At 28.3% G+C, this 360-nt stretch carries 1 protein-coding gene; it reads right to left on the reverse strand.

Annotated features, from left to right (window positions below; translation table 11 throughout):
• Positions 1 to 179: helix-turn-helix domain-containing protein (locus LCI24_RS17055; protein WP_420803002.1), on the reverse strand; the 179-nt coding region annotated here is incomplete at its 3' end.
• Positions 180 to 360 lie beyond the last annotated feature (181 nt).

The raw sequence follows: 360 nt of genomic DNA on the forward strand, positions 1-360 counted from the left end.
GCATCAGTAGTTACTTCCAGAGCATCTGCAATCTTCCTTGTTACTTCAATAGTGGGTGAAGTTAAGTTACGCTCATAGCGTGAAATATGGGTGGAGTGTACATCAATCATTTTACCTAAATCACCTTGTGAAATATTTTTCTCTGTACGTATCTTTTTTAAGTTCTCTCCAAACGACATAACTGTAATTATTAGTTATTAAAACATCAAATATGCTATACAAAACTAGGTATTTATAAACATAAAATATAAGATTGTTGAAAATATTAGTCAGTATATATAATTACAATTAGACAAAATGTATATATTTGTAGTCATATATGTCTATAAAATATTTATTAACAATGCTAGACACCACCAA

This window comes from Tenacibaculum larymnensis (assembly GCF_028829235.1).
Taxonomy (GTDB): Bacteria; Bacteroidota; Bacteroidia; order Flavobacteriales; family Flavobacteriaceae; genus Polaribacter; species Polaribacter larymnensis.